Genomic DNA, 245 nt, shown 5'->3' on the forward strand with positions numbered 1-245 from the left:
GCTGAGATTTCTTATGCTCTCTACGTGATTCATCCTCTGATGGCATCTGGATGGATGAATGAAGGCGCCACATGGCAGAAGTACCTGCTCAAGAGGCCCATCAGCATAGCGACTACGTTCGCCCTCGCTCACCTTTCGACCTTTCGATATGAAAAGAAATGTATCGAACTCGGCAAGAGATTCAGCATGACCCGCAAGATGGCTTAAGGCTTGGTGTGCCGTCATAGCCTGCTCATCGCAAAAGG

Annotated in this window: 1 protein-coding gene; it reads left to right on the top strand. The window is 50.2% G+C overall.

Annotated elements, in window-relative coordinates; genetic code table 11:
* On the top strand, positions 1-207 hold a 207-nt coding region (locus KJQ96_RS39450; RefSeq protein ID WP_213291267.1), incomplete at its 5' end, for a hypothetical protein.
* Positions 208-245 lie beyond the last annotated feature (38 nt).

Origin of the sequence: Bradyrhizobium sp. sGM-13 (assembly GCF_018398875.1) — a bacterium.
Lineage (GTDB): Bacteria > Pseudomonadota > Alphaproteobacteria > Rhizobiales > Xanthobacteraceae > Bradyrhizobium.